The 18,865-nt window shown below is 40.0% G+C and carries 17 protein-coding genes; 4 read left to right on the top strand and 13 right to left on the bottom strand.

All coding sequences use genetic code 11. From position 1 onward, the window contains the following. Positions 1–47 precede the first annotated feature (47 nt). Entirely contained in the window at positions 48–1,238 is a 1,191-nt protein-coding gene (locus tag LG336_RS02640) for a M14 family metallopeptidase (RefSeq protein WP_404331029.1), read from the bottom strand. Between the two features lie 369 nt (positions 1,239–1,607). Then, complete coding sequence (locus LG336_RS02635) at positions 1,608–2,408, bottom strand: FixH family protein (RefSeq protein ID WP_404331028.1); 801 nt, start codon at positions 2,406–2,408, stop codon at positions 1,608–1,610. A gap of 248 nt (positions 2,409–2,656) precedes the next feature. On the opposite strand from LG336_RS02635, the gene LG336_RS02630 reads away from it, so the two are divergent. Beyond that, positions 2,657–3,871, top strand: coding sequence for an MFS transporter (locus LG336_RS02630; protein ID WP_404331027.1), 1,215 nt, complete (start codon positions 2,657–2,659; stop codon positions 3,869–3,871). 196 nt (positions 3,872–4,067) lie between these two features. Continuing rightward, positions 4,068–4,859: a formate/nitrite transporter family protein gene (locus LG336_RS02625; protein ID WP_404333078.1), complete on the top strand. Its 792-nt coding sequence runs from the start codon at positions 4,068–4,070 to the stop codon at positions 4,857–4,859. A gap of 442 nt (positions 4,860–5,301) precedes the next feature. Here LG336_RS02625 and LG336_RS02620 read toward each other — a convergent pair whose 3' ends face one another. Further along, positions 5,302–8,043 carry a GTP-binding protein gene (locus LG336_RS02620; protein ID WP_404331026.1) on the bottom strand — a complete coding sequence of 914 codons (2,742 nt, stop codon included), beginning with the start codon at positions 8,041–8,043 and terminating at the stop codon, positions 5,302–5,304. 365 nt (positions 8,044–8,408) lie between these two features. Here LG336_RS02620 and LG336_RS02615 point away from each other — a divergent pair, with 365 nt between their 5' ends. Continuing rightward, complete coding sequence (locus tag LG336_RS02615; protein WP_404331025.1) at positions 8,409–8,918, top strand: hypothetical protein; 510 nt, start codon at positions 8,409–8,411, stop codon at positions 8,916–8,918. Between the two features lie 35 nt (positions 8,919–8,953). Here LG336_RS02615 and LG336_RS02610 read toward each other — a convergent pair whose 3' ends face one another. The 7 genes from LG336_RS02610 to LG336_RS02580 all read right to left on the bottom strand — a co-directional run bounded on the left by LG336_RS02610 (position 8,954) and on the right by LG336_RS02580 (position 14,774). Continuing rightward, on the bottom strand, positions 8,954–9,157 hold the full coding sequence (locus LG336_RS02610; RefSeq protein WP_404331024.1) for a hypothetical protein: 204 nt from the start codon (positions 9,155–9,157) through the stop codon (positions 8,954–8,956). A 28-nt stretch (positions 9,158–9,185) separates the two neighbouring features. Beyond that, entirely contained in the window at positions 9,186–9,395 is a 210-nt protein-coding gene (locus LG336_RS02605; RefSeq protein WP_404331023.1) for a hypothetical protein, read from the bottom strand. Next, the gene (locus LG336_RS02600; protein ID WP_404331022.1) at positions 9,388–9,918 is read right to left on the bottom strand and encodes a Rieske 2Fe-2S domain-containing protein; all 531 of its coding nucleotides are present in this window, start codon (positions 9,916–9,918) and stop codon (positions 9,388–9,390) included. The genes LG336_RS02605 and LG336_RS02600 overlap by 8 nt, the downstream gene beginning before the upstream one ends. Positions 9,919–9,960: 42 nt before the next feature. Further along, positions 9,961–10,698: an Mrp/NBP35 family ATP-binding protein gene (locus tag LG336_RS02595; RefSeq protein ID WP_404331021.1), complete on the bottom strand. Its 738-nt coding sequence runs from the start codon at positions 10,696–10,698 to the stop codon at positions 9,961–9,963. A 217-nt stretch (positions 10,699–10,915) separates the two neighbouring features. After that, positions 10,916–11,467 (bottom strand): 4Fe-4S dicluster domain-containing protein, encoded by a 552-nt coding sequence (locus LG336_RS02590; RefSeq protein ID WP_404331020.1) that lies wholly within the window; start codon positions 11,465–11,467, stop codon positions 10,916–10,918. Positions 11,468–11,482: 15 nt separating this feature from the next. Next, on the bottom strand, positions 11,483–13,612 hold the full coding sequence (fdhF, locus tag LG336_RS02585; RefSeq protein WP_404331019.1) for a formate dehydrogenase subunit alpha: 2,130 nt from the start codon (positions 13,610–13,612) through the stop codon (positions 11,483–11,485). Next, positions 13,593–14,774, bottom strand: a complete 1,182-nt coding sequence (locus LG336_RS02580; protein ID WP_404331018.1) for an MFS transporter — start codon at positions 14,772–14,774, stop codon at positions 13,593–13,595. Before LG336_RS02580 ends, fdhF begins: the two co-directional genes overlap by 20 nt. A gap of 396 nt (positions 14,775–15,170) precedes the next feature. On the opposite strand from LG336_RS02580, the gene LG336_RS02575 reads away from it, so the two are divergent. Next, positions 15,171–16,163 carry an acryloyl-CoA reductase gene (locus LG336_RS02575; protein WP_404331017.1) on the top strand — a complete coding sequence of 331 codons (993 nt, stop codon included), beginning with the start codon at positions 15,171–15,173 and terminating at the stop codon, positions 16,161–16,163. Between the two features lie 250 nt (positions 16,164–16,413). Here the strand turns inward: LG336_RS02575 and LG336_RS02570 are convergent, their stop codons facing one another. The 3 genes from LG336_RS02570 to LG336_RS02560 form a co-directional block, all read right to left on the bottom strand. Continuing rightward, positions 16,414–16,863 (bottom strand): threonine/serine exporter family protein, encoded by a 450-nt coding sequence (locus LG336_RS02570; RefSeq protein ID WP_404331016.1) that lies wholly within the window; start codon positions 16,861–16,863, stop codon positions 16,414–16,416. A gap of 17 nt (positions 16,864–16,880) precedes the next feature. After that, a complete protein-coding gene (locus LG336_RS02565) occupies positions 16,881–17,639 on the bottom strand; it encodes a threonine/serine exporter family protein (RefSeq protein ID WP_404331015.1) in 759 nt (252 codons plus the stop codon). A gap of 94 nt (positions 17,640–17,733) precedes the next feature. Further along, complete coding sequence (locus LG336_RS02560; RefSeq protein WP_404333077.1) at positions 17,734–18,834, bottom strand: acyl-CoA dehydrogenase family protein; 1,101 nt, start codon at positions 18,832–18,834, stop codon at positions 17,734–17,736. Positions 18,835–18,865 lie beyond the last annotated feature (31 nt).

Here is an 18,865-nt window from a genome sequence, read left to right as displayed (position 1 = left end):
GTAAATTTGAAGCCCGGCGAGTATGAGTGCCGGGCTTTTAATCAGTATCACATATATAACCCTGCCAAAAAGATACCCAACGACTCCTGATAAATCTCATCGAACTGAGACAATGGAAGTGGATTAACACCAAAACCAAGTTCTACTGTAAAACCAGGGCGACGCCAATCTTGAATAAACCAATCTTTATACCCAGCATAACTCTCAATCGTTTTAACAGGCTCATACCCGCTTACTCTGCCAAATTCTTGGACCATTGGTTCTGCCTCTGGGGGCTCCAGATTCTCAAAGCCCCAATAGATGACTTCCCCTTGTGTATGGAAGGCTAATACCCTCGAAAAATCACGCCGTCTTGTCAGCTCAGCCATTGCAATTGCTTCCGGCTCGCTTAAAGGGCGCTCCCCCACATAATCCCTCGGTCCTGGCCCTACCTGATTTCGCTCCTTTTCCAACTCCCACCGGGCTGGAAACTGATCGTTAAGATCTACTCCTCTAATATTTGCTTTCCAGCCGGTAAAATCGGTGCTTCCACTATTTAATTCGACCACCCTACTTCGATGAGGTTCATTAGGTGGTGGTCCATTTAAAACTAGATTAACACCGTCGGGGTTGACCATTGGGACAATCGACAAAGTGGTTTCCCCATAAAGAGGTTGCATCGAAAGCCCGCGGATTGGATTATAATTGGTCAAGGACAATAAATAGTCATTTAAAAATGTCATAATGACTGGGGTGGTAATCCATTCATTCGCATGGAATGAGCCGTTATAGTGCACCCGCTTTGGCCCATTGCCAATCAAAACTTCCGGTATATCATTTCCTAAGACTGAATTACCCGCAGAAGGCGTTCGGATAAAAGGGTACACCCGCTCTAGTCGAGCCAAATCTGTCATCATCGTACTATAGTCATATTCTTGCTTCCCCTGAACAAGCCTCCAGGTAATTCTTTGGGGAATCTTAATTGTTTGCCCAACCTGTAACCGATTGGGGTCGATATTTGGATTCACTAAAAATAATGCATCCTGTGATAGGTTACGCCTCGCTGCGATACTCCACAAAGTATCACCAGAATTGATTCGATAATCAACAGCGACAAATCCTGGAACTCGCACGCGCTGTCCAATGGATAAGCTCCCTGATTGGATATCTCGATTTGAATCAAAGATCAATTGCAAATTGATGTTGAAAATTTGGCTATAATACCAAAGAGTATCTCCTCGTCTTACAAATACGTCCATATCTGCTCCTCCCACTGTTCAGAATCGCATCTATATATACATATGATGAAAGCCAAGAATATATATCAAAAGGGCTCTTATGGATGAATCTGTAATTAGAAAAGCGCAAGCGCCCTGTTCAGCGGCGTATGGCCTGGAGCTCTCCAACTGAGATAAGGAAACACGAAGAGCCGGAGGCGCATTCGTGCTTGACGCAATCGTTGCGGCGGTAAAAATCTAAAAGCCGATTTTTACTTGGAAAGCGAAGGACACTAGCCGTTAGGGCGCTGGAGCTGGACAATTATCTAAGTTAAAACTTTTATACTTGCTTAACCCAATAAAAAACCGGGCGCAAAACTCTGCACCCAGCTCCCTTATATATATGTGGTTTTAGTTTACCGATACTGAAAACAGTTGATGTTCATGAAGATCATCTTTGTAGATGTGAACATTAATTAAATGAGTACCAGTTGTGTCAAAGGTCTTCGTTGCATGATAAATTCCGTTTCCATCTTCGGCTGCATCAATAAACTCATGCTGCTCTTGACCTTCCTTCCAAATTTCAAAGCTAATTTTTGCACCAGTTAAGGGATTGCCCTTTTCCTTAATTAGGACAGACAACTCCGTTTCCTCTTTTACAACCATATCGAACCCTGACTGTAAATCAACCACTACATCTCCCTCATCGTCATGTCCATGTCCATGTCCATTCGATTCAGAATTGTCGTGAGAATGATCATCATTTGTTCCTTCATGAGAGTCAACCTCCTGGTCTTCAGAGCCAGCGGAGTCACTAGGGTTCCCCACAATTAACTCCTTCTTTGGCATATTATGCATATCCCTTGCGGTGACATGTGCCGTCACTGCGTAGACACCTTCAGCATCAAATTTCTTTTTTGCTGTGTAGATCCCTTCACCTTGATGCTCCCCTTCAAGCATTTCCGATTCTGGATCACCCTGTTTAAGGACCTCAAACTTTACCTCATTAGCATCCTCAACTGCTTCTCCACCCTGTGAAACATAGGCTTCTAGGTTGATTTCTGCTCCTACCTGAAGGTTTTCCTCTGGTAAATTTATTTCCACTTCAAGAAGCTCTGGAATCTCGTGATTTTGATCATTTGCTCCATCATTTCCGCAGGCGCCTAGTACAGCGACTAATAAAATAGCCATTAAACATGCAATCTTTTTCATCTCTCATACCCCTATACATTTTTTTACTATAAAATAAGCTTTCTATCCTACAAAATGCAAATACGTTTATTGATTTCTTCCTCCTAAAAATACCATATCCTATTTAGAAATAAAAACAAGACATACCCGACAATCCCCTTATATTAAACTAGTAATAATTTCAAGTGGGCCTCTTTAGTTCTAATCTTTTCATTTACTTGTTATAATATTTAGTAATCCGAAATAAAAGCGAAAGAAGTGTATACTTTATGACCCAGCAACAACAAGTAGGTAAACGGAACCTGGCAATTATGTGGTTTGCCAATTTTTTTGTAGCTGGCAGCATGACAATGGTCATGCCGTTCCTTTCATTATATATTGAAACATTCGGTAACTTCTCAGATGAGTACGTCAAAAATTGGTCTGGGATTACTTTTGGTATCACTTTTGTAACAGCTCTCCTCTTCTCACCTATCATTGGGAGAATGGGTGATAAATTTGGGCGGAAGAAGATTCTCATTTTTATGGGAATAGGCATGGGGATATCCATGTTCCTCCTCGGCCTCGCGAATACAGTGATGGAGTTATTTATCTTGCGATTGCTTATGGGGTTTTTCTCTGGTTTCATTCCCCTTTCGCAAGCTTTCATCTCCACACAAACTCCTAAAGAAATCGCTGGGCGTGTACTAGGGACTCTTCAAACTGGTAGTATAACAGGTTCATTAATTGGGCCCATGATTGGTGGAGTACTAGCAGATACAATGGGCTACGCATTTACCTTTCAATCCACTTCATTTTTTATTCTACTGTCGGGTATGCTCGTCTTTACGGTAAAAGAATATCGAATTGGAATTACTGAAAAAACAAAGAAACACTATAGCAGTAAAGAGGTTTGGTATCACATCCTTAAAAATCCACTCCTACTAAATGTGATGTTGATCTCTACTCTAGTTCAAATTGCCAATTTCAGCATTCAGCCGATTCTATCGCTTTATGTTGTTGAATTACACGGATTAGAAAACATTGCTCTTTTCTCCGGAATTGCCTTTTCTGCAGCAGGTCTTGGCAACTTGTTTATGGCAAGAAAATGGGGAGCCCTTGCGGATCGAATTGGGTATCTAAAAATATTAGTGATCCTTCTCCTGTTATCGGCGGTAATTTATTTACCTGGTGCCTTTGTTACAAATATCTGGCAATTAGTTCTGATTCGATTTGCCCTTGGGTTAACTCTTGGTGGAGTCATTCCAGTCAGGGTAGCCTATATTCGTCAGGAAGCTCCTATTGAAATGCAAGGGGAAGTTCTTGGCTATAACACAAGTCTTCGGTTTCTTGGCAATATCATCGGACCGTTACTCGGTGGTTTTTTATCCGGATGGTTTGGAATCTCATCAGTCTTCTATATCACAAGCTCGCTTCTGCTAGTAAGCGGATTTATTCTAATCGCTTCCATGCAGCGTCATCCTGAGTTGGTAAGAAACCATTAACAGGTAATTCTCATCGCCCCATAAAAAACAGTTTACAAAGAGCAGCTCTCTAGATTGAGCTGCTCTTTGTTTTATTAGATAACCGTGACCCACTGGCCCAAGAACAATCGCTTCGGGTTCGTATCCCTTACATACATGAAAGAAAACTGGTAAAACTACATCTCGAAGGAAATTATAGGGAATGTTGGTGAAACAAATGGAAGTCAACCCGTTACTTGAAGCCGAACAGCTTGCATTAAAGAAACAAAAGATCTTCCGCCAAAGCCGCACTAGATACCTGGCCCGAGCCGCGCTAGCCTCAATGTTTATTGGTTTTGGCGTCATTGTTGCGTTCAAAACTGGCAACTTTTTTTATTTAGAGCATTCACCTTTTACGTACCCTATGGCTGCAATCACTTTTGGTGCCGCCATTATTTTAATTGCTTATGGTGGTGGAGATCTGTTTACAGGAAATACCTTTTATTTTACATTTGCTGCACTACGAAAGAAGATGAATTGGTCAGAAGTCGTAAAAATGTGGATTTATAGCTACTCTGGCAATATACTTGGAGCCACGGCATTTGCTTTTTTAATCTTTACAACGGGATTATTCGATGATTCCTCTGTGAATAGCTTCCTATTAAGTGTCACCGAAAAGAAAATGAACGACCCGACAAGTGAGTTGTTTTTTCGCGCGATTCTTTGTAACTGGCTAGTCTGCATGGCCTTTTTTATTCCGATGGCGTTAAAAGGAGACGGACCTAAGATGTTCGCCATGATTCTGTTTGTTTTCTGTTTTTTTATCTCGGGTTATGAGCATAGTATTGCCAATATGTGTACCTTCGCCATTGCCTTAGTGCTTAACCACCCTGGTACCATCTCCGCAGCAGGCGTTATACATAATTTAATTCCTGTTACAATTGGCAATATGATTGGCGGTTCACTGATGATGGGATGGATGTACCATTATGCCAATAAGCCTTTTTTTTCTGACGAAGAAAAATTGTAAAGGAAAGGAGATAAAAGGACCAACTACGAAAAAGTAACGGGTTCGTCTATTAGGTGCAAAAAGCAAAAATGCATACAATTCACCAAAAGGAAAAGCAGGGCATCCTTATTGGATTTTGCCCTGCTTTTATCTTTGTTCCTACTATCCCTCTTTGACTCTTGACAGTAATAGAGGGAAAAATTCCGCTTAAATAGTAAATAGCATTGAAAATAGGTTAAATAGAGGGAGAAATTCCTCTTATTTGGCTCGAAAACCGTGAAAATAGGTAATTTTGGTATGATAAGCGGAAAAACTCCCCTTATTTACCCCGAAACAAGCTCTAATCTACATTTAACGGGAAAATCTCCCCTTATTTTCCTTTCGCTAAATATTCAATTAGGGTCAAGCATACTTAATTGAATCAAGAAAATTATACTTGGTTTGGTTTATTCCAATCTTAGCCCTAATGTTGTTTCCCCGCTGCGGCCATCCATTCATATTGGCGAAGTTGAACCTCAAATAGATTTAGCGGATCCCGGTACACTTCCGGTTTAACCCTCATTTTTTCAAGCTCTGCTTTGTTAGTCTCGATATGCTGATGCGCCTCATCAACTGCTGCATTTAAAATTCTAAGTGGTTCTTTGAAGAAAAGGGTGACATCACGACCAAGGGCTTTCTCAAACATCTCAAATTGCTTGAAAAATTTTGCAGAAATTTTGTCTGCCGCCTCTTGATAATCCTCATTTTCTATATAAGATTTGTATTTATTATACAGCAGCGTATTATTTTGTGGCATTACCGCAAATAACTTTCCTGCGCTTTTCAGAAAAACCTGTGCTGGTGTATAGCGAAGTAGAAAGTTCATTTTTTCTAATTGGATGCCACTCGTCATCCGATCTGCATCCCGTTGCCAATCATCTAGTATTTTAAAGTCACACTCTTGTTTGATCCGTTCCTCGCCATACATCATATTGAACCCTTCACACATTTCGTCAAGGGTATACTGTGCTTGATCAAATTCGGACTTCGAGGAGGCAATCCAATTATTCAGTTCCCTATAGAACTTTTTCATAACCGTTTCCTCAAGATAATCTTGAATACGACTGTTCATCTCTTCGTTTAACTGTATATGAATTTTACTAAAATCACTATCTGCCTTGATGATTTCAGCGCTACTCCGAAGAATATTCGGGACGTCTTTAAGGATTTCCGTTCTTACCTCATCCTTGATCAGCATGTATGCTTCCATTATCGTCCGCTTCTTTTCATCCTCTAAATCATGGATTTGATTAATCGCCCCGTTTAGTTTTGAAACCATTTCTTCATTCCAACGGACCGATTCAATCAAATTATTTTCCATTTCTAACCGCTTATCAAGCAAATAATGAATCGATTTTCTAACGAAATGCTGAAGCTTAGTCACTCTCTCATCCGATATGGTTTTACTATTCAAAAAGGATTGTAGAAACTCGGTAAAATCCTTAACAACCCTATCCCTTCTACTATTGGTAGAATAGACAAATAGCTGTGCTTCAGGACAATAAACCTGTATGCGACTAAGGGTTTTTTCAATCACTCTGCTTTCTTCTTCATTAGAAAGACCCTCAAGTTTCGTTAATACGAAATGAATCGGTAAAGTAGGCACCTGAATATTCACTTGCTTTAAAACTTCTTTATCGCTGTCTGTTAGTCCTTGTTCTGCATTGATGAAATAGAGCAAACTATCCGCAAAGTGAATGTACTTATAAATAACATGGTTCCCAACCTGATTGTGATGAACCTCTGGTAGGTCAATCATTTTGAGTTGATTTACACTTAAAAATTCATTTGGGAACGTAAAGTCAATAATGGTTTCTTTTTTCAGGTTTTGTCTACGTACGCCAATCGCTTGGTGAAATTGTTCACTATTTTCTATATCAGTCATTTCTGTGTCAGTTACTTCTCTTATTGCCGTTTCTTCTCCATTTTTAAAAGCAATAATGGAAGAGGTTGGCCCAGGTAGGATATCATCCCCTAGCGCTACATTGATAAAACCATCCTTTGAACTATTTGCAATTCCCGCTAATAGTAGATGATGAGATTCTTGGTCGACTAGTTCTTCAATATTCCATTTAATGAGATTTCCAGATTCAATTCCATTCTCTTCTGCCCATTTCAATACGGTATAAAAGAGTTGAATACTATCCTCCTTGGCAGTTGGATACTTCTGAGCATTTAAAATCAGCTCTTCTGCACCTCGTACTACTGTAGAAGAAACCGTTGAAGGGAACCGCTCGCTCCATGCCATCACTGCGGCAGAAGCAAACAAGGCGTTAGAGGTATTAGTGATTTTTAACCAATTGGTTAAGTGAATCGGAATCATTCGCGTAAGTTCTTTAATTAAATGTGTGCCGTTTATTAGCTCAAAATATGCTTCTTGATATAGGTTGGATAGCAATCGCCAGGAATCCTCACTGCTTACATCCATATCAAGGAACAAAGAATTAAAGTTATTTAGCCAGTCTAAATACTCTTCCTTATCTTTATATTGATTCCAAAGAACACTAACGAACTGTTCAAATCGTGAACTATCTATAGAAAATAAAATGGTAATGGCTTGGTTAAAATACATTGGATGCTTTCCGATTGTTTGCCCGGCGGTAATATATCCTTCTAAAATCGAAAACCAACGAAGGGAACTTGTTCGCACCGCTTCATCTAACGCAAGACTAATTGCGTGATTCCATTCTCCATGCTCCTCGAAAAAATTACGCGCAATCTCCGTTATTTCCGGGTAGTCTGGATCAAGTGTAACCGCCGACTGAATGATTTCAATTACATGCTCCATTCTTCCCTGTTCAATATAAATGGAAAGCAACTGAAGGTTCGTTTCCATTTTCAAAGGCGTATTAGCATCTTCAATTGAAAGGTAAATCCTTTCGGCCGTCTCAGGCATTCCTAGCTCAAGATAAGCGTCGGCCATATTCTTCTTTGCCCAAGGACCTAACTCATTTTGAATATTCTCCCATTTAAAAATGGCCGCTTCATAATCTTTATGATGAAAATAAACCTCACCCTGAGCAAAACGAATATAGCTAAAATCTGCTACCTCTTTTTTGTTTTCTTCTAAATAAAGCTCACTTAGAATTTGGACAGGGTGGTCTGTTGAATTCTCTATCAGTTCCTCAAAGTACGCCTTTTTTATTAACTGTTCTTCTAAATTCATTTGGCATCCTCCGATATGTGTATTTCAAATACGAAATATTTAGCCTCTGAGGCTTATTCCACGAATTCTCCACGGTAATGGACACGTGTACTCTATGTGAGTTTTACTTTATATTCTATCAAACTTTCTCCTGCAAAAAATGTCAAATAACTTTCCGTTCTGTAACAAATAACACGAAAATTGTAATAAAGTGAAACTTCGCGTAGGAGAATCCTCTTTTTTCAGTAGGCACTCTTATATACAATACGCAAAACCAATTTCTTTTATGGGTATATTTAGAATTTGTGATGTTTGCCCTTTTACTACACCGGTCATATTATATAATAGTAGAAACTAGCCTCTTTGGAGGGAAAAGGAGTTCAGAAATGCTTGCATTAATTTTACGAGGATTACGAATAGATCAGATAAAATCAGAATACATAAAAGGAAAATCTGTCATTTATCATGAAAAAACATTAGCAACACTTAAATCTAATGAGGACGAAGTGGTTTTTTCGATACATCCTCAATTGGAAATGCACCAATATGAGGTGCTAAGACAAGTAATTTTAGAGATTACGGAAGGTAACAAGGTTGAACTGGATGAAACGGGGTGCCAGTTAGGATACCTTGAAAATGGGGAAGCTGCCTATTTAATTAAAAACTGGGAGCCTTGGAAGGAATTTTTAATGAAGGCCAAACTTCGAACCTTAGAAGGACAAAATGTCATTTTAAAAAACGAGAAAGGTGAAGAACTTGGCAACGGCTTACTTGCAGAATATAAAATTGAATCTGAGCCATTTAGAATAACCTCTTGCACGATTATTACTATATTTGGTGAACGAAAGTTTGAGGGTGAAGCTCTTTCAATTGAACCTACAAACCAATTCGGGTAAAAACAAATAAATCGGGGAAAATAATCCCCGATTTTTTAATGTTTTTTTAATTCATCAAGTAATTGCTTCGTGCGTTTTGCATTACCTTCAGCAAAGTTTTGTAGGCGTTCTTTTAATTCATCATCGTCGTGTACCCTTTCAGCGGTAATTAAATAGGTACGCATTAAATCTTCCTCAGCCTCTAGCGAGTTTTTAAGCACATTTTGAAGGTTATCTTTATCGTGAGAATGGGAGCTCATTGTTTCAAGCCTCCTTTTTCTCTTAAGATTAGCGTTTTGACTCGTTCTTATACTCTTCTTTTCTCCAAAGGAAAAAAGCAATTGTTGCTAAACCAGTTGAAATGAGTGCCACCACCATAAAGGTATAGACATGGTCATACTCTTTCCCATAGTACCCTTCAATCACCTTCGAAAGAGAGACCACGTTTATCGCTAAAAACAGGAAAATAGATAGAAACGTCACACGTTTTTTATCCATGGCGATACTCCCTTCCAACCGCAAATACTTTCCCATCCTTTACTTCCAAGAGGATTTTGGGTAATTCACGTTGGGGTGGTCCAGCGATTGGGTGACCGGAATTTACATCGAAGTACCCTTTATGGCATGGGCATAATAATACATTGTCTTTATGTTCATAGAAAACCGGGCACTGAAGGTGCGTACATTTGTTATTGTAGGCCACATATTGATCATCCGGTGTCCTTACCAAAACAGCTGTATCCTCTTCTGTTGGATAATTGAAATTTTTAGCCTCACCAACAGCTAATTCGTCAGCATTCGCAATTTCAATTCTTTCGGAATCCTCTTCATCCTTGCTTATAGCAGACATTACTCCAAAAGGTGTCGTGGCTAAACCAAGTGCTACTGTCGTTCCAAAGGATGCTTTTAAGAATGCACGCTTATTAAGATTTACATCCTCTTTTCGATTTAAGTTATCAACCAACTTCATCATATCTTGGTCATTGTCTGGACGGTTTTTGTTCTTTTTATCCTCGGTCATTACTGAATCCTCCAGTTTCATTACTTTATCTCAATACCTAAGTTAGGCAAACTTTGAATCAATTGTCCGAGCAAGCTTTACGTATTCCTCTTGAAGCGGCGAACCTTCTGGTGCGATTGCTGGAGTGTCTAGACTCTCATCCGGCTCTTGAATTGGAAGTTGACCTAATAAATCCACACCCAGTTGCGATGCTAGTTCCTCTCCCCCACCTTTTCCAAAGATAAAATACTTCTCTTTGCCTTCTGGCGGAGTAAAATAGGACATATTCTCAACAACACCAATCACTTCATGGTTGCTTTTAATTGCCATTGTCCCAGCGCGCTCCGCTACAAATGCAGCTGCTTTATGCGGGGTTGTCACGACAATCTCTTTGCTTTCTGGAATCATTAAATGCATGTCTAGGGCTACATCTCCCGTTCCCGGTGGCATGTCGAGAATAAAGTAATCGAGTTCTCCCCATAAGACGTCTTTTGTAAAATGCTCAATCATTTTTCCTAACATAGGTCCACGCCAAACAATCGGGTCATTTCCATTAACAAGAAACCCCATTGACATGACTTTAATTCCGTGCGTTTCGACAGGAATGATTTTTCCATTAAACGTCTTAGGCTTAAAATCAATATTAAGTATTTTGGGAACACTAAATCCATATATGTCTAAATCAATGATAGCCACCGATTTCCCTAATTTCTGGAGTGCAAGTGCAAGATTGACCGACAAAGATGATTTTCCGACTCCTCCTTTGCCACTAGTGACAGCGAGGACATTGCCTTTTAACATGTAAAGCACCTCTTTTTATTGGGTTTGGAATTCGGTTTTATTAAGCACAAAACGATACACTTTACCCGTAGTATAAGCTGTTCCATTTTAAACATTCTAAAAAGGCAAAACCCTCGGCAATACCCCATTGATATGGAACTTAATAAAGCGGAGCTGTCCCTAAGAACTTTAGCGCTCACCTGAAACAGCTCCTATTTAAACATGTACGGAAATTTTATTAGGATTGTGAATCTGTATATACCCCGAAGAACTCTGGAACATAATCCCATTTATTTCCTTCCTGAGGCTTTTTACCCTCAACAAGGTTCATTTGGGTACGTCTTCTTCTTAATTGTTGCATCTCATCAAAATCGATGAAGCGGATTGCATCACTTGGACAAACAGAGGCACACATTGGCGCAATATCTTCTCTTGTCCTGTCGTAGCACATATCACATTTGTACATTTTATTCTTTTCAAAGTCGAACTTAGGAATTCCGAATGGGCAGCCAAATGTACAGTTACGGCAGCCGATACACTTCTCTTCCATAGCCGATAGTACTACGCCCTCATCCGTAATTTGAATAGCATTTGCCGGACAAACACGAGCACAAGCTGGATCTTTACACTGCATGCAAAGCATTGGGAATGTCTGACGAGATTCTGTAAAATCAACGTATTCTACATAGTTACGTTCTTTCGCATCGTGGTCCCCGCACTCACGGCAAGCCGCCTGACAGGCACGGCATCCAATACAACGTTCAAATTCAAGGTACATAATTTTATTCATTATGGCCGTTCCTCCTTATTTCGCAAGTTTTTCTAACTTAACCGCACAAACTTTAAATTCAGGCATCCGTGAAATTGGGTCTAATGCTGGACTAGTCAACTGATTAACTGCTTGATGTTTGCCCCAATGGTATGGAACAAATAATACGTCTTTTCGAATCGCCTTTGTTATTTTAACTGGGACAGTCATGTCACCACGAGGTGTAGTCAATTTAACCTTTTCGCCATTTTCAACTTGATACTGGCTTGCTAATTCTGGATGCATTTCGACAAACGGCTCTGGACATTGTTCCATTAAGAACCCAACACGTCTAGTTTGATTTCCAGAAAGGTAGTGGAAGACCACACGTCCTGTTGTGAGCCACAAAGGATATTCCTTTGTTTTCACTTCAGCAGGACCTCTATATTCGCAGACTGCAAGATTTGCCTTGCCGTCTTCCGTTTCAAATTTATCTTTAAAAATACTTGGTGTACCTGTTGAATCCTCTGTCGGAGCTGGCCAGAATACGCCATCCTGTTCATCGATTTTTTCGTAAGTAACCCCAAAGTAATCTGCTTTTCCGCCTTTAGACGCAATTCGTAGCTCATCAAAAATTTCTCTAGGTTCTTTATATGGAAAATAGCTTCCTCTTCCCATTCGCTCTGCAACTAGCTTAATGATTTCCCAATCAGGCTTTGATTCACCTAGAGGCTCAACAACCTTGCGAATACGGATAACACGTCCCTCAATATTTGTTGTCGTTCCTTCATCCTCAGCCCATGTTGTAGCAGGCAGCACTACATCCGCAAGTTCAGCTGTTTCTGAAAGGAAGAAGTCGTTTACAACTAGGAAATCCAATTCTTTGAATGCTTCAGTCACATGATTGATGTTTGGAGAAGAGACAACTGGATTTGAACAGATTACATGCATCGCACGAATGGTCTTGTCTTTCATCAAATCAAACATTTCATATGCAGATACACCTTCTTTAGGCATTTCTTCTGGTTTAATACCCCAAACACTAGAGATATACTCAACATGTTTTGGATTGTTAATTTTACGATAGCCAGGAAGTGCATCAGCCTTTTGACCATGTTCACGTCCGCCTTGGCCATTTCCTTGACCTGTAAAGGTTGCAACACCTGAAGCAAATTTCCCGATTTGTCCTCTTAAAAGTGCCATTGAGGTATACAAACTAACATTGTCTACACCCGATGTCTGTTGCTCTACTCCACGAGCAAACATGACAACTGAGCGAGGCGATTTACCGAAAATATGAGCTGCTTGAATGATTTTGTCTACAGCTACACCAGTAATTTTCGAAGTATACTCAGGCGTAAATTTCGCCGTTATTTCTTTTAATTCTGCAAAGTTATTGGTACGTTCTTGAACATATTCATAATCTACATAGTCATGTTTAATTAGCAGATGCATGATTCCGTTAGCCAAAGCTGTGTCAGTTCCTGGAAGCAAATCAAGATGGACGTCCGCAACGCGAGCAGTCGGAGTTTCACGTGGGTCCGCAACAATAATTTTTGCTCCTTTGTCTTTTGCTTTCCAGAACCATTGAATACTTGTGGGATGACACTCAGCTGTGTTTGAGCCAGCCATGAAGAAACAATCTGTATGCTCAAGCTCCGTCCATGGTAGCGTTGACCCTCGGTCCATACCGAGCGTTTTATTAAAGCCACCTGCTGCTGAACTCATACAATATCGACCATTATAATCAATATAACGAGTTCCCAAGCCTACACGTGCATATTTACCAACAAGATAGCATTTCTCATTGGTCATTGAAACGCCACCGTAAACCCCAACAGAATCTTTCCCATATGTTCCTTGAAGTTCTTTAAATTTACGTTCAATCAAATCAAGTGCTTCTTCCCATGAAGACTCAACAAACTTCCCGTTCTTTTTAATAAGTGGGCGTTTAATTCTGTCAGGATGATCCACTGTTTGGTAAGCGGTAACCCCTTTAGGACACATTTTCCCTTTGGTTAATACCCAATCATACCGAGGTTCTACGCCAACAACTTTATTGGTTTTTTCGTTCACACGAATATGCATTCCACACTGCATTCCACAATAACAACAATGTGTGGTAACTAATTTTTCACCTTTACGAATTTGGTTCTTAACGCCTTCTTTAACGAGAAACTGGCTCATGTTCCTTTTCCTCCCCCAAGTCTTTCTTTTTATCCTCTTCGATTCCATAAAAATCTTCTGAACGTTTTTTACCAAAACCAGATATATGAATTCCATTGTTTGTATTTACCGGGCCATATGGATTTCCCTTTGGAGCCTCTAGATTCATTTGTTTCAGGGCTCTCATCCGACGACGACAGGACGGGCAATAATCCGATAGATATGTTCCATCCGCAAGCTGTAAGTCAAAGCTTTGTGCTTTCAAAATTGCTTGAACGTCTGCAATTTGATCATCATTGCTATACGGTTGATTACAACTCTTACAAGACTTTGTATCTACTTTTAATGTTTCTTGATAACTCATTGGAACTGCTGTTGCGAGTGGACGAATTGGTACGTGAAACAGCTTTCCGAATGGGAAGTACATCAGCATGATGACAACAGTTATTTGATGTACTAGTGAAATATGAGGGTGCATCCAACCATCAAGGAATTTATAAGAGAGTGTTAGAACTAATCCTGTAACTGTTACTGCTAGTAAAATATATAAAGGTAATAGGTCAAACTCAAAACGCTGTGTGACTTTTACATCATAATCCCTGACCCGACGATATAGTGCCATTGACACCCCAATTAAAACCATAACTGCACCGATATTGAGCATGTTATAGAAGATTTCTGCGATCCAGCCATCTGCTGCCATGTTAATAAGTGGGATATTAAAAGCAACCATCTGATAGGTATCAGGATCAACTAGGTCAAATCGAAACCAACCAAAGGTTAGACCAAAAGTGAAAGCAAACGAGATGATACAGCCCCATGAAATCATAATGTGTTGGATTCCACGATATAGGCCACGCTTAAAAATGAATTTTTGCAGGAGTATATTATCTATGAGTGTCTTAGTTAGTGATTTTACATTACGCTTCATGCGTTCTTTTGTAAGTAAATTCTTAATACTACGTGAGGTTACTTGATTCGTTGCTGTTCGATAAATCCAGAAGCTCATCCGGATAACAAGCCCAATAGCAAAGACAGCCGTGCCAATCATATAGCCAAGTAGGGCCATATCGATATGAAGGAATTGAGCCGTGGATACCCACATTAGAAAGAATAAGATTAAGATTGTAAAAAATGAATACATACTAGTTTTTGAGTAAAAGGATTTCTCCAGTTTAAACATATTGATTACCTCCCTGCGAGTTTTCTAGGTCCGTGAAATTCATCTTATCATTTGAAAAAGCCTCTTTACGTTTTAAATGTAAACACTTTGTGAATAGTGTTAACTTGACTATTGTTTGTGAAATTTCTGTGACAACCAACGGGATTTCTACCTCAACAAAATCCTTCTCTGTTTATCCGTCCACTCACCCTTCGTCCTATTTTTCGATGCATTATTTATACCTAAATACTAATAGATGGAGAAATCTAACGTATGTGAAGTACGTCACACCTGAATTTTTTTCCTTTTTCACCTCAAACTTGGACCTAGCATTTCTGTATTACAAGGAAATTTTTCCCTAGATGCTCAACGCAATCTGCCATATACTAATGTTAGTAAGTAGAAGGAGGGCTTGGTATGGAGACACATTTTAAAGCATTTGTTGTTAACAAAACAGAAGAGGATTTTTCAGCTAGTATCCAAAAGGTGACGATGGATAATCTATCTCCAGGCGAGGTAACGATTAAAGTTTCGTATTCAAGTGTAAATTTTAAGGATGGGCTTGCTAGTATCCCAAATGGAAAAATTGTCACTTCATATCCTTTCATCCCTGGAATTGACCTTGCTGGCACCGTGGTGAATTCAAATGATGCCCGTTTTTCTGAGGGAGACAGCGTTATTGTTACCAGCTATGAACTAGGCGTTTCTCATACTGGTGGCTATAGTGAATATGCAAGAGTACCTGCAGATTGGATTGTTCCCTTACCCGATGGTTTGTCATTGGAAGAAGCGATGATCTTAGGTACCGCTGGATTTACAGCCGCTTTATCTGTTCACCGTCTTGAAGAGAATGGTTTGAGACCTGAAAAGGGACCTATCCTTGTAACAGGGGCTACTGGAGGTGTTGGCAGTATCGCTGTTGCTATGCTGGCCAAACGAGGATACCATGTCATGGCAAGTACCGGAAAAGAAAGCGAGCATGAGTATTTAAAGGAAATCGGCGCAGCTGAAGTTATTTCCCGAGAGGAAGTAACAGGAGAGAAGTATCGCCCGCTAGATAAACAACTTTGGGCGGCAGCGGTGGATCCAGTTGGCGGGAAAACACTAAGTAGTATTGTAAGCAAACTTCAATACAATGGATCAGTTGCTGTGAGCGGGTTAACTGGGGGGACAGACGTCCCTACTACTGTCTTCCCTTTTATCCTACGTGGGATAAATATTTTAGGGATTGATTCTGTATATTGTCCAATGGTAACAAGAAGGGAATTATGGTCACGAATGGCAACCGACCTTAAACCCGAGGAACATCTACATACGATCAAACAGGTAGTTACCTTAGAGAATCTCCCTGCAACTTTATCAGATATACTAAAGGGGGCAGCTCGAGGTAGAACAATTGTTAAAATTTAATTAAAGAACATGAAAGAAGCGCCCTTTTAGCTTAAAAAGGAGCGCTTCTTCTGACTATATAGACAAATATTTTACTTCTTATTTTTCTAAAACCTTTGTCGCTATTTCCCGAGAAATGATTCATCTAGTAGAGAATAGCAGTCGGTTTAGCTATTTTAAGTCGAAAAACATCAAATTAATAGTGATAACAGTAATTTGATGTTGGTGATTCGACTTTTTCCTCTAGTCCCTTAGTTTCCCCATACAATGACTACTGTTGTTTATATGGTTGATTACTGGACTTACGAATAACATGGTTGAGCACTTCAGAGAATATTAACCCCACCGCAATCGCTCCTGAAATCATCAATGCTTTTACAGCTAAGGCAATGCCAGTATTATAATTGTTCTCAACAAAATTCCTCATTGTATCGTATGCGAGACCACCGGGAACGAGTGGAATCACTCCGGCGACACTGAAAATAATCATTGGCATTTTATATTGTTTAGCAAAGATTTGGCTTATAAATGCAATAAGAAAGGATGCTGCCAGTGTTCCTAACACTGGCCCAAACCCATAGTAGGTTAGGGTAAAGTAGACAATCCATCCGAACATCCCGGATAGACCACATCTTACGAGTGATTCCCTAGGTGCATTAAATAAAACGCCAAACGCTGCTGAGGCAATGAAGCTTGTTACGAGTTGTTCAACGTAGATCATATGATTCCTCCAAGTACTTATAGCAACGACAACACTACTGCAATTCCCGACCCAATGGCAAATGCCGTTAAAAATGCTTCTGCTCCTTTTGATATTCCCGAAACTAAATGACCCGCCATTAAATCCCGGACCGCATTGGTAATCAATAGTCCAGGCACTAACGGCATGACTGCTCCAATAATAATTTTATCTAGCTCTACCCCAAGGTGGAGTAGGATAAAAAGATAGGAAACCATACCGATAATTACGGACCCTAAAAACTCAGCAAAAAACTTAACTGGGATAAGTCGATGAAAAAGTACAACGGAATAATAACCCGCACCGCCAGCAATGAAGGTAGGGAGGAAATCATACCAGCCTCCTTGAAACATTATAACAAAGCAGCCACTTGCTAGTGCCGCAGCAAGCACTTGTAGCCAAAGAGAAAACATCATTTGGGAGGTTTCAATTTCTTTTAGTTGTCTATAAGCCTCCTCTAGTCCAATAATTCCGTTACTAATTCTTCTTGAAACATCATTTACCAGCACTACCTTTTTCAAGTCGGTAGTTCGGTCAGATATTCGAACCAGCCGCGTTGTTTCTGGTCTTCTGTCTTCCGCTGAGAATAATATCGCGGTTGGCGTCACATAACTATGCGTTTGTTCAATACCAAGTGCAGATGCCATCCGCTGCATCGTATCCTCGACTCGATAGGTTTCTGCCCCACTTCGTAGCATAATCTTGCCCGCTAGAAGACAAGCGTCCATTATTTCATAGGTTTCTTCACGATTTTTCATAAGGTCATCTCACTTAAAAAATCCCAATTTCACGTACGTATTTATCATTCTAAAGACAGCACTGAAATAATTCAATGCTCAATCAATTATGATATTAACGACCAATCACATTTTTTGCTAATAATTCAATCGTCATATCATCCATTGGAGGATTATGAAGGCCTGCTCGGACATCACGATAATAACGTTGTAATGGGTTCTGGCGCGATAAACTTCGCGCACCAACAACCCTCATCGCCAAATCTACTACTATAATCGCTGCATTGGTGACAGCTAGTTTCACAGCACTAAGTTCAGCAGACATTTGCTTTCGTTCCTCATCATTAGTAGCATCCCATTGTTTAGCAACAGAATATAGAAAATGACGTGCGTTCATTAATTCAAGCTCCATTTCGCCAATTTTTTGACGAACAGCAGGAATATCACTAATCGTTCCTTGGATACTATTTGGCGAATATTCCTTTGCAAATTGTACTGCATAATTTTGAGCTGCCCCAGCTATACCTAGATAGCAAGCGGGAATATGTAATAACCAACCATTCGCTCCTTTTTTACCGGGCACAATTTTTTCCACCATGTTTTCTGCTCTAACTTTTACATTATCAAGGACTAAATCATGACTACCCGTACCACTCATCGCTACACTATCCCAAGTCTCTTCAATATTCACACCTTCTGTGGAACGGGGAATGAGAAAATTCCCTACTTCATTCTGCCCTTCTATCGATGCGCTGACAATAAAAAAGTCAAGCATCGGAGACAATGTTGTAAAGATCTTCCGACCGCTTATAACCCAGAAGTCGCCCTCTTTACGGGCGGTCGTTTGTGGTTTTCCTCCTCTTGTTGGACTTCCCGTCTGCGCTTCACTAGCCGCACTGTTTATAAGTGCACCTTTCCGAACTTCATCACAAACTTTGCGAAAAATATCTTCCTTCCAAATGCGCTTTTCACTCAAGTTTTTTATGATGCCCATATGCCAGCCTATTGAAAGCGCCGTCGAGCCATCGCCTTCGGCCAATTTTTCCTGCAGTCGAAGAAGCTCGTAAAGTGATATCGCACTTCCACCATATTCAGTAGGTACAGTTAAACTTGTATATCCCGCTTCTTTTAATTCCTTCATGTTCGCAAATGGAAATCTTCCCTCTTCATCTATGTTGTTTGCACGTTCTCTAAATTTCACAGCGAGATGATCCATGAACTGAAGACGTTCTTCTATTGATCTAGCC

The sequence above is a fragment of the Mesobacillus maritimus genome, assembly GCF_044803185.1.
In the GTDB taxonomy this organism is placed as follows: domain Bacteria; phylum Bacillota; class Bacilli; order Bacillales; family Cytobacillaceae; genus Mesobacillus_B; species Mesobacillus_B maritimus_B.
This window is presented reverse-complemented; position numbering and strand designations above follow the sequence as displayed.

Bases quoted from the DNA above. Each gene is read 5' to 3' on its own strand.
- LG336_RS02640 (WP_404331029.1), bottom strand. From the start codon at position 1,238: ATGGACGTATTTGTAAGACGAGGAGATACTCTTTGGTATTATAGCCAA.
- LG336_RS02635 (WP_404331028.1), bottom strand. From the start codon at position 2,408: ATGAAAAAGATTGCATGTTTAATGGCTATTTTATTAGTCGCTGTACTA.
- LG336_RS02630 (WP_404331027.1), top strand. From the start codon at position 2,657: ATGACCCAGCAACAACAAGTAGGTAAACGGAACCTGGCAATTATGTGG.
- LG336_RS02625 (WP_404333078.1), top strand. From the start codon at position 4,068: ATGGAAGTCAACCCGTTACTTGAAGCCGAACAGCTTGCATTAAAGAAA.
- LG336_RS02620 (WP_404331026.1), bottom strand. From the start codon at position 8,043: ATGAATTTAGAAGAACAGTTAATAAAAAAGGCGTACTTTGAGGAACTG.
- LG336_RS02615 (WP_404331025.1), top strand. From the start codon at position 8,409: ATGCTTGCATTAATTTTACGAGGATTACGAATAGATCAGATAAAATCA.
- LG336_RS02610 (WP_404331024.1), bottom strand. From the start codon at position 9,157: ATGAGCTCCCATTCTCACGATAAAGATAACCTTCAAAATGTGCTTAAA.
- LG336_RS02605 (WP_404331023.1), bottom strand. From the start codon at position 9,395: ATGGATAAAAAACGTGTGACGTTTCTATCTATTTTCCTGTTTTTAGCG.
- LG336_RS02600 (WP_404331022.1), bottom strand. From the start codon at position 9,918: ATGACCGAGGATAAAAAGAACAAAAACCGTCCAGACAATGACCAAGAT.
- LG336_RS02595 (WP_404331021.1), bottom strand. From the start codon at position 10,698: ATGTTAAAAGGCAATGTCCTCGCTGTCACTAGTGGCAAAGGAGGAGTC.
- LG336_RS02590 (WP_404331020.1), bottom strand. From the start codon at position 11,467: ATGAATAAAATTATGTACCTTGAATTTGAACGTTGTATTGGATGCCGT.
- fdhF (WP_404331019.1), bottom strand. From the start codon at position 13,612: ATGAGCCAGTTTCTCGTTAAAGAAGGCGTTAAGAACCAAATTCGTAAA.
- LG336_RS02580 (WP_404331018.1), bottom strand. From the start codon at position 14,774: ATGTTTAAACTGGAGAAATCCTTTTACTCAAAAACTAGTATGTATTCA.
- LG336_RS02575 (WP_404331017.1), top strand. From the start codon at position 15,171: ATGGAGACACATTTTAAAGCATTTGTTGTTAACAAAACAGAAGAGGAT.
- LG336_RS02570 (WP_404331016.1), bottom strand. From the start codon at position 16,863: ATGATCTACGTTGAACAACTCGTAACAAGCTTCATTGCCTCAGCAGCG.
- LG336_RS02565 (WP_404331015.1), bottom strand. From the start codon at position 17,639: ATGAAAAATCGTGAAGAAACCTATGAAATAATGGACGCTTGTCTTCTA.
- LG336_RS02560 (WP_404333077.1), bottom strand. From the start codon at position 18,834: ATGGATCATCTCGCTGTGAAATTTAGAGAACGTGCAAACAACATAGAT.